Source organism: Caulobacter sp. GW822-FHT01G02 (assembly GCF_058802865.1).
This window is the reverse complement of sequence record NZ_JBXAON010000015.1, coordinates 23059-32946: the sequence shown is the minus strand read 5'-3', so window position 1 is coordinate 32946 and position 9888 is coordinate 23059. Positions and strand designations below refer to the sequence as shown.

At 69.3% G+C, this 9888-nt stretch carries 9 protein-coding genes; 8 read left to right on the top strand and 1 reads right to left on the bottom strand.

Features of this window, described 5'->3' with window-relative positions:
* The first annotated feature begins 93 nt into the window (after positions 1-93).
* The 8 genes from AC1RNC_RS25885 to msrA all read left to right on the top strand — a co-directional run bounded on the left by AC1RNC_RS25885 (position 94) and on the right by msrA (position 9159).
* On the top strand, positions 94-363 hold the full coding sequence (locus tag AC1RNC_RS25885) for a hypothetical protein (protein WP_492888850.1): 270 nt from the start codon (positions 94-96) through the stop codon (positions 361-363).
* 231 nt (positions 364-594) lie between these two features.
* Positions 595-1278: a response regulator gene (locus AC1RNC_RS25880; RefSeq protein ID WP_492888849.1), complete on the top strand. Its 684-nt coding sequence runs from the start codon at positions 595-597 to the stop codon at positions 1276-1278.
* Entirely contained in the window at positions 1265-3193 is a 1929-nt protein-coding gene (locus AC1RNC_RS25875) for a sensor histidine kinase (RefSeq protein ID WP_492888848.1), read from the top strand. The genes AC1RNC_RS25880 and AC1RNC_RS25875 overlap by 14 nt, the downstream gene beginning before the upstream one ends.
* A 92-nt stretch (positions 3194-3285) precedes the next feature.
* Complete coding sequence (locus AC1RNC_RS25870; RefSeq protein WP_492888847.1) at positions 3286-3888, top strand: RNA polymerase sigma factor; 603 nt, start codon at positions 3286-3288, stop codon at positions 3886-3888.
* 43 nt (positions 3889-3931) lie between these two features.
* Positions 3932-4825, top strand: coding sequence for a FecR family protein (locus AC1RNC_RS25865; RefSeq protein WP_492888846.1), 894 nt, complete (start codon positions 3932-3934; stop codon positions 4823-4825).
* 86 nt (positions 4826-4911) lie between these two features.
* Positions 4912-7299: a TonB-dependent receptor gene (locus tag AC1RNC_RS25860; RefSeq protein ID WP_492888845.1), complete on the top strand. Its 2388-nt coding sequence runs from the start codon at positions 4912-4914 to the stop codon at positions 7297-7299.
* A 3-nt stretch (positions 7300-7302) separates the two neighbouring features.
* Complete coding sequence (locus AC1RNC_RS25855; RefSeq protein WP_492888844.1) at positions 7303-8496, top strand: ComEC/Rec2 family competence protein; 1194 nt, start codon at positions 7303-7305, stop codon at positions 8494-8496.
* 144 nt (positions 8497-8640) lie between these two features.
* Positions 8641-9159, top strand: coding sequence for a peptide-methionine (S)-S-oxide reductase MsrA (msrA, locus tag AC1RNC_RS25850; protein ID WP_492888843.1), 519 nt, complete (start codon positions 8641-8643; stop codon positions 9157-9159).
* A gap of 66 nt (positions 9160-9225) precedes the next feature.
* On the opposite strand, the gene AC1RNC_RS25845 is transcribed toward msrA, so the two are convergent.
* Positions 9226-9873 carry a hypothetical protein gene (locus AC1RNC_RS25845; protein ID WP_492888842.1) on the bottom strand — a complete coding sequence of 216 codons (648 nt, stop codon included), beginning with the start codon at positions 9871-9873 and terminating at the stop codon, positions 9226-9228.
* Positions 9874-9888 lie beyond the last annotated feature (15 nt).

Genomic DNA, 9888 nt, shown 5'->3' with positions numbered 1-9888 from the left:
TCCTGTCACGCACCGCAGGCCCAGGCTTTGATACGTATCAAAGCCAGGAACCGGATCCGGGAGGACTGTGTGTCCGCGCATCCGGAGAGTTTCATGTCGGCCAAGTCTCGCTTCATCGTTCCGGTCGTCGGCGCGACCGCCTTGGTCGCGTGGACGATCGCCCTGGCCCAGGCCCTGCCGCGCCTGCTGGCGGGTCCGCTTTGCAGCAGCCGCCAGGACGTCTGGTCCATGGCGGGCCATTGCCCCGCCTGCTACGTCGCCGCGGCCTTGACCCTCGTCTTTGGAATCAGTCTGGCGCTGGCGCGACCAAAAGCCGCCCCCGTCGGATTTCTCGCTCGACGCCGAGCCCTCGTCCCAGGCTGATTGGCGAGGAGCGCCGGTCGTGTCGGCGCCCCTCGCTTTTCGCGCCCCACCGCGCTGATCGACGGTCGCTTCTCGCGACGCTTTCGACACGGTCTAGTTGCCGGGTGAAGCGGAGCGGCGCAATCTCGCGCCTGTCGCAAGATGTGATGACGACAGACGAGGCCAGGTCTGCGATGGCTTGCGCCGCAAGCCATCGTGCGAGGAACGGGCGCGGGAAACGGGGACGCCGGGATGAGCATCGAAGCCGCGTCGTCGACGCCGCTCCAGATCGTCCTGGTCGAGGACGACGTCGCCTTCCAGGACGCCTTTCGCACCGCCCTGGCCGTCGCGCCGGATCTGTCAATCGCCGGCGTGGCCGCCACGGCGGCCGAAGCGCGCGCCCGCCTGGCGGGCCAACCGGCCGACGTGCTGATCGTGGATCTGGGTCTCCCCGACGGCTCGGGCGTCGACGTCATCCGCGAGGCCCACGCCCGCTGGCCCGCCTGCGCGATCATGGTCGCGACCACCTTCGCCGATGAGCGCCACGTCATCGCCTCGATCGAGGCCGGGGCCAGCGGCTATCTGCTCAAGGACAGTCCCCTGCCGACCATCGCCGAGGACATCCGCGTGCTGCATGCTGGCGGCAGCCCGATCAGCCCGCGCATCGCCCGCCAGGTGCTGATGCGCTTCCGGCCCGACGAACGTCCGGCCCAAGAAGCCGAGACCGTCGAAAGGAGCGGCGTCCCCAGCCTGTCCGAACGCGAAAAGGAAACGCTGCAGCTGATCACCCGCGGCTTCTCGTTCGACGAGATCGCCGAGCTGATGGGCGTGTCCCGCAACACCGTGCTGACCTTCGTGCGACGGATCTACGCCAAGCTGGAGGTCCGCTCCAAGACGGAGGCGGTGTTCGAGGCCCGCGCCCATGGTCTCCTCTAGGCCGGCGGGGACCGCACGCCCGTGGTTTCCATGGGCGGCCTGGATCCTGGCGGGACTTCTCGCCCTGGGGGTCGCCTTCGTCATCGAGTCGCGCGCCGGCGGCGAGCGAATCACCGCCGCGCGCATGACGATCGCCGATACGGTCGGCTACCAGCCGCCGCCGGCGACCGTTCCGTCGAACCTCCGGGCCAGCGGCCGGACCGTGGCCATGCCCCACGCGCCGGCGCCGCTCTGGGCGCCGACAGCCGAAGCCGCGCCCCAGCGCATCGCCACGCGCGTCACCTGGTATTCTCTGCAAGTCCCGCCCCTTCCCGACGACGGCCGCCAGCTCTATCTCTATGTGCCCCGCTGGAAGTCCGACGGCACGCTGGCGATCTACGCGGACGGCAAGCTGATCCATCAGTCGCACGCCAATCTGCAATGGAACGGCTCCAACGAGCCGCTGATGATCAGCCTGCCGCGCACCGAGGTCTCACATCCGCCCCGGACGCTGGACGTCCGGCTGCAGCATGTGCGCGGCATCGGCGGCGCGTTCTCGTCGGTCTGGATCGGCAACTATCGTCAGCTGGCTCCGCGCTACACCATCCGGGAGATCCTGCAGGTCCAGCTGTCGTCCTTCTCGTCCTTCGCGTTCCTGGCGACCGGCGTCTTCGCCCTGTTCGTCTGGTTCAGCCGCCGCGGCGAGCCGATCTACCTGCTCTACTTCATGACCTCCGTCGTGGTCTTCCTGCGGATGCTGCACACCTTCGTCGGCGTGCATCCGCTGATCGTTTCCGACGCCTGGTTCGGCTGGATCACCGTGATCTCGCCGTACTGGATGATCGTGGTGCTGCACCTGTTCGTCACCGAGCTGCACGGCAGGCGCCAGCCGCTGCTGACGGGCGTGGCGCTGCTCAACGGCGGGTTCTGGACGATCGCCACCCTGCCCGGCCTGCTGGATCCCACCCTGCTCTCGGCGCCTGTCTACGCCAACCTGCTGGTCCTGGGGCTGATCGTGGCCTTCAACGGCGTGCGCCAGTCGATCCGGTTCAAGTCGCGCGACGCCCTGCTGCTGTCGGTCTGGTGCCTCGTCACCGTGCTCTCGGGCGTCTACGACCTGGCGCTGCAGCAGAATATCGTCAGCATCGAGAGCGTGTTCGTCAGCAACTTCACCGGCGTCGGGTTCACGGTGCTGTTCTGGTACATCATGTTCGGCCGCTATATCGAGGCGCTGGAGACGGCGACCAGGGCCAAGGCCGATCTGGCGCGACGCCTGACCCAGCGCGAAGCCGAACTGACGACCAGCCACCAGCGGCTGCGCGAGATCGAGAACCGCGAACTGCTGCACCAGGAACGCCAGCGGCTGATGCAGGACATGCATGACGGCCTGGGCTCGACCCTGGTCACCGCCCTGCGCGCCTTCGAAGGCGATCGCGCCGCCGACCTGGACGCCGTCGCCCTGCTGCGTGGCTGCATCGACGACCTGAAGCTGACCATCGACTCGATGGAGCCCGTCGAAACCGATCTGCTCCTGCTGCTGGCCACCCTGCGCTTCCGCCTTCAGCCGCGACTAGAGGCCAGCGGTCTCAAGCTGAACTGGGACGCCGGCGAGGTCCCGCCCCTGGAATGGCTGGACCAGCGCCACGCGCTGCACATCCTGCGCATCCTGCAGGAGACCTTCGCCAATATCCTCAAGCACGCCGAGGCCCGCGAGGTGGCGCTCTCGGTGCGAACCGAGGACGGCCGCGTGCTGGTGCGCGTGCGGGACGACGGCCGCGGCTTCGACCCGACCCTGCCCGTCACCGGCCGGGGACTGGCCAACCAGCAGCGCCGCGCCGAGGCGATCGGCGGACGGGTCGTCTGGGAGCCCTCTCCGGTCGGCGCCTGCCTGGTCCTGGTGCTGCCGGTGCGAAAGACTGTCACGAAAGACGGTTAGCAGCGCCAAAGCAGAGCGGATGACCCACGGCCGCTTGTGGCGTCGCCGTTCGTCGCCTCTCTATCCCCCGTCTGGAGAGTCGCGCCCGAGCCATGCCTGCGATCACACCCGAACGGTCCCGATGGTTCGCGCGCAACATCCTGCCGCACGAGCACGTGCTGCGCGGCTGGCTCAACCGCCGGCTCGCGCCTGGCCTGGACGCCGACGACGTCATCCAGGAGGCCTACACGATCCTGGTCTCCAAGGAGAACGTCGAGGACATCCAGAACCCAAAGGCTTACCTCTTCCAGGTCGCCTATTCGCTGCTGGTGCGTCACGTGCAGCGCAGCCGCATCGTCTCGATCCGCGCCGTCGCCGACCTGGAGCGCCTGGACCTGGCGGCGGAGATGGCCTCGCCCGAGCAGGTGCTGATCGACCGCGACGAGCTGCATCGGCTGGCCGAAGCCATCGCCGAGATGCCCGAGAAGACCCAGGAGGCCTTCATCCTGCGCCGGGTGCAGGGCCTCTCCCAGCGCGAGATCGCCGCCCGCATGGGCGTGTCCGAGAACACGGTCGAAAAGCACATCGTCAAGGGCATCCGCCTGTTGATCGATCGCTTTGGGCGTGGCGGAAAACGCGCGCTCGGCGCATCTAGGAACGACGACACAGGAACGAATGGCCTTGAAGGCAGAGCGAGAGACAAGTCGGGCGGTTGACGACGCGGCGGCGGTTTGGGCCGGGCGGATAGATCGCGGCCCCTTGTCGGCGGCCGACGACGCCGCGCTCGCGGCCTGGGTCTCCGGCGATCCGCGCAGGCTCGGCGCCCTGGCTCGCGCCCAGGCGCTGTACGACCGCAGCGACGCCGCGCGCGCGCTGGGTCCGGAGTTCGATCCGGCTCCGTTCAAGGCCAAACCCGTCATCCGGCCATCGCGTCGGAACCTGATCGGCTGGGGTGGCGGCGCGATCGCCGCGGGTCTGGTCGCCGGCGTCGGCGCGCTGACCGTGTCCAGCTACGCCTCCCGCGCCTATGCGTCCCAGCGAGGCGAGGTCCGCCTGATCCCGCTTGACGACGGCTCGGCCATCACCCTCAACACCGACAGCAAGATCCGGGTCCGTCGGCGTACGGTCGAACTCCTTCGCGGCGAGGCCCTGTTCGAGGTGGCCAGCAGCGAGCAGCCGTTCGTCGTCTCGGCCGATGCCCTGTCCGTCGTGGCGACCAACGCCGCCTTCGTCGTCAAGGCGATCACCGGCGAGCCGGTGTCGGTCGTGGTGCGCGAGGGCCAGGTCAGCGTCACCGACCGTCGCGGTCGCCTGCGGCTCGGCGCCAACCAGCAGATGGACGCGTCACCGAAGCAAACCCAGGTCGAGACCATCGCGCCGGCGGCGCTATCACGGCAACTGGCGTGGCGGGAGGGCAAGATCGCCTTCGAGGGCGAGACCATGGCTCAGGCGGCCCGCGAATTCGCCCGCTACAGCGACGTGCGGCTGGTGATCGACGATCCAGCCCTGGCCCAGGAACCGGTCAGCGGTCTCTTCGCGGCCAACGACCCGGTCAGCTTCGCGCGGTCGGCCTCGCAGGCGTTCGGCGCGCGGCTGGATATCGAGGGCCGCACCGTCCGTCTCAGCCGCCCTTCCGCGGCGAGGGGCGCGTAAAAGTTCCGTGACACATGGCGGAGACGTCGCCGCGACGTCTCTTGGCCTCGGAAATCGCGCCGCGACTGGCGCGTGAGAGGGGCGACATGGCTTTGTACAAGACGAAAGCGATCCTGGTCGGCGGCGTGGCCGCCCTGGCGCTGTGCATCGGCGGCTCGGCGGCGGCCCAGCAGCGATCCTTCAAGGTGCCCGCGCAGGACGCGGTCAGCGCCATCCCGCAGTTCGCGCGCCAGGCCGGCGTGCAGATCTTCGCCCCCGCGGCCCATCTGAAGGGCGTGCGCACCGTGGCCATCGAAGGCGAGATGGACCTGCATGAGGCGCTGCGGAAGCTGATCGCCGGAACCGGCCTGGAAGTCGCGGCCGACGACGGCCGCATCATCACCCTGCGCGTCGCCCGGCCCGCCGTTTCGACGGAGAACCTCGCCGCCGAGCCCACCGCGCTGGACACCATCATCGTCACCGCCCAGAAGCGCGAGGAGGCCGCCCAGGGCGTGCCGATCTCGCTGACCGCCTTCTCGGGTCGCGCGGTCGAGACCTACCGCCTGGAAAGCCTGCGCGATATCTCACGCCTGACGCCGGGCCTGCTGGTGTCGGCGTTCAGCCAGTCCAGCCCGACCATCGCCATTCGCGGCGCGACCAACACCTTCACCCAGATCGGCGCCAACAAGCCGGTGGCCGTGGTCATCGACGACCTGTTCATCCCCCGCAACAGCGCCGCGACCTTCGAACTCTACGGCCTGAACTCGGTGCAGGTGCTGAAGGGGCCGCAAGGCACGTTGTTCGGCCGCAACGTCACGGGCGGCGCCATCGTGCTGGACACCGGCAAGCCGGCCTTCGGCAGCACGGCGGGCGCGATCCGGATCGGCGGCGGCGACTATGACCTGAAGCAGGTCGACGGTCGCGTCGACATCCCCGTTGGGGAGACGGTCGCCCTGCGCCTGGCGGGCTCGCTCAAACAACACGACGGCTACGGCAAGGACCGCCTGACCGGCCGCGAGCAGGACGACCTCGACAGCCGCAGCCTCCGCGCCCAGGCCCGCCTGCGCGCCAACGACGATGTCGAGGTGTTGCTGGGCGCCGACTACGCCGAGGACCATAATGGCGGCCGCACCCTGTCGTCCAAGGCCGCCGGTTCGGACGGAGACCGCCGCACCTCCGAGCTGGGCTACAATCAGGGCTTCGCGCGGAACCAGTGGGGCGCCTCGGGACGGGTCTACTGGAACGCGCCGGTCGGCCAGGTCACCTCCGTCACCGGCTATCGCTGGTCGCAGTCGGGCGAGGACTATTCGGGGACCGGCGCCAGCTACGTCTTCCTGGCCGGGAGCAACACTCAGTCGGTCAATCGCGACGTCGACGATGTCGGCCTGTTCTCGCAGGAAGTCCGCTGGGCCAGCCCGAAGTGGGAGCGCGGCGACCTGGTGGCCGGCGTCTATTTCGCCGACGAGGACGCCAAGCGCCAGCTGCGCACGCGCGGCTTGGCCGCCGTCACCGGCGTTGCCTCCTCGGACGTCCTGACGGACCAGGCGGTGAAAACCAGGAGCTACGCCGCCTTCGTGGATGGCACGGTCCATCTGCCGGCCGCCTTCGACCTGACCCTCGGCGCCCGATATACCCACGACGAGAAGACCGCCGACCTCGTCCGCACCGACTTCGTCCGCCCCGCGACCGGCAGTTTCACCGCCCGCGGCCTGAAGGCCGACTGGAGCGAGGTGACGCCCCGCGCCGTCCTCAGCTGGACACCGCGTGAAGACCTCAAGGTCTATGGCAGCGTCACGCGCGGCTACACGGCCGGCGGCTTCAACACCGACGCGGCGGTGATCACGGCCCTGGCCCAGCCGTTCGAGCCCGAGACCGTCACCAACTACGAGCTGGGCCTGAAATCCCAGTGGCTGGCCGACACCCTGCGGATCAACGCCTCGGTCTTTCACATGGACTACAAGGACAAGCAGGAGCTGTTCTTCAACAATCTGACGCGTGTGTTGACCATCACCAACGCCGGCCAGGCCACGGTGAAAGGCGCGGAGCTGGAAGTGACCTGGCGTCCCCTGCCCTGGCTGAACCTGATGGCGAACTACGGACTGCTCGACACGGTCTACGACAACTTCGTCATTCCGGGCGGGGCGGTGAACACCGGCCATCCGCTGGGCTCGTCGCCGCGAAACAAGGGCGCCTTGGCCGCCGACCTCCGCATCCCGCTGAACGGCAAGGGCTATGTCACCGGCGCGCTGAGCTGGGCCTATACCGACGGCTACTATACCGGCGCGACCAAGGATCCGAACCTGCACATCGACAGCTATGCCCTGACCAACCTGTCGTTGGGCTATGAGAGCCAGAACGGCCGTTGGGCGTTGACGGCCTGGGCCAAGAACCTGGGCGATGTCGACTACCTGCTGACCCCGTCCACCCAGGGCGTGCTGGCCGAATATCTTGGCGAGGCGCGCACGGTCGGCGTCATGCTGTCGGCGAAGTTCTAGGCGGTGGCGGCGGTCGACTTCACCCGTCGCGGCCTGCTGCTCGGCGCGGCCGCGCTGGCCGCCGCCGCGCCCTTGCCCGAGGACGATGTCGTCGGCCAGCCGCTGCGCCCCTGGCGGCGCGGCGGCCTGGACATCCACCACATCGCCACCGGCCGGGGCGACTCGACGCTGATCATCGGGCCGGACGGCTCCAGCCTGATGATCGACGCCGGCGCCTCGAGCACGCCGCCGCCGGCCAGCCTGGACATCCGTCCAGGTCCGGAACGTCGCGCCGGCGAGTGGATCGGCCGTTACGCCCGCCGGCATCTGGCGGCGACGGGTGAGCCGAAGCTCGACGCCTTCCTGGTCAGTCATCTGCATCCAGACCACATCGATGGCCTGTACGATGTCGCCGGCCTGCTGCGCATCGGCGTCCTGGTCGATCGCGCCTATCCCGACTACGCCTATCCCACGGTCTCGGACGCGCCGTTCGCCAGGGCCTATGTCGCCTTCGTCCGCGAGCGGGCCCGGACCAGCGGCCGTGTCGAGCGCTTCCGCGTGGGCGCCGCCGATCAGCTCATGCTGCCCGGCGCGGAGATCCGCAACCTGGCCGCCAATGGCGAGGTCTGGACCGGACGTGGGAGCAAGACCCGCCACCTGTTCCCACCGATCGACAGCCTGGCCAAGGACGACATTCCCGACGAGAACGCCTGCTCGGCCGCCGTCCGCCTGCGCTACGGCGCGTTCGGCTATTTCGCGGCCGGAGACCTGACCAGCAACAGCTTCGACGGAACCCTGCCCTGGCGCGACGTCGAGACCCTGGCCGCCCAGGCCGCCGGCCAGGTCGACGTCGCCGTCGCCGCCCATCACGGCATGTTCGACGCGACCGGCGCCGACGTCGTACGGGCGCTGAAACCTCGCGCCTGGGTCATTCCCGGCTGGCACGCCGCGCATCCCAGCACCGACGCGCTGGAGCGAATGCTGAGCCAACGCCTCTATGCCGGTCCGCGCGACATCTTCGCCACCGGGCTCTCGCCCGCCAACGAACTGGCCCACAAGTGGCTGACCGACCGCCTGGCCGCGCGCGGCGGCCACGTCGTGGTCCGCGTCGCCCCGGGCGGGGCCAGTTATCGCGTGGTCGTCACCGACAATCGTGACGAGCGCGATCACGTCATTTCGCGGTCGGGTCCTTGGCCGGCTGGACGGGCTGACGGTTGATCCGCGCCTTATCGAAGTTCAGCCCTCCCTATGGCGGCTGGATCGCCGCGGAGCGTCCGATCCTGGACATCTCCGCATCCATCCCCACTTGCTAGGGCGTCGCGTCAGGCGCGCGACGCTCTCAGCTCTTGAAGGGACTTCGCCATGGACGCCAAGCTCGAAACCGCCATCCTGGCCGGCGGCTGCTTCTGGGGCGTCCAGGATCTCCTGCGCCGATATCCGGGCGTCGTCGCGACCCGCGTCGGCTATTCCGGCGGCGATACGCCCAACGCCACCTACCGCAATCATGGCGACCACGCCGAGGCCATCGAGATCCAGTTCGATCCGGCCCTGATCAGCTATCGCCAGCTTCTGGAGTTTTTCTTCCAGATCCACGATCCGACGACGCTGAACCGGCAGGGCAACGACCTTGGCCGCAGCTATCGCTCGGCGATCTTCTACACGTCCGAGGACCAGCGTCGCGTGGCGGTGGAGACGATCGCCGATGTCGACGCGTCAGGCCTCTGGCCCGGCAAGGCCGTGACCGAAGTCGAGCCCGCCGGGGACTTCTGGGAAGCCGAACCCGAGCACCAGGACTACCTGGAGCGGATCCCCAATGGCTATACCTGCCACTTCATCCGCCCGGGCTGGTGCCTGCCGCGCCGCGAAAGCGCCGCGAGCTGATCCTTCGAGCACGGCCGGCGGCGCGCCTCTTGAGACGGCCCGCCGCGCGGCTCACGCGCCCACTCCTCACGCCGTGTCCGCTCGCGGCGAGGCCTCGCTGACGGGGGTCTCGGGATCGAAGCCGCCAAGGGGCAGTCCCGCGCGTCGCGCGACGCTGATGAAAGCGCTGCGGCATCCCAGGGCGTCGATATTGGCTTCCTGCACGCCGGACCAGGAGCCGAACAGGTCTGGGCGGGCGGGCGAGATCGGCGAGGCGACCCGATCCAGGGCCCGCGCGAGGCGGGCGTGGGCGTCGCCTTCGACCCGATAGACGCTCTGACAACGCTCGATCGCGGCGTCGAACGCGGCGCGCGTCGCGCTATCGGCGGCGGGCGGGGCGCGCAGGGACGACAGGCTAAGGCCCGCGGCGCGGCAGGCGTCCTGGGCGCGTAGCACCGACTGTGACGGGACGATCGGGTTGGACGGCGCCGGGGTCGCCCGAGCCACCGCCTCCACCGCGGCGTCGCAGGGCGCGATGATCGCCAGCAGCCGTCGCCAGGTCGCCCAGGTCTGGGCGCGCAGCACTGGTGACAACGAGGCTTCCGGGTTCGAGACGTGAGGGATGTCGCGTCCCGCTGGGGGCGGCCAACCCACGGCGATCAACGCGACCAAGACCGCGGCCGTCAGGACGAGCCGATGGGACGGCCGCCAGCGCCGGGTGCGTGAGACGCTCAACTCGGCGCCGTCTCC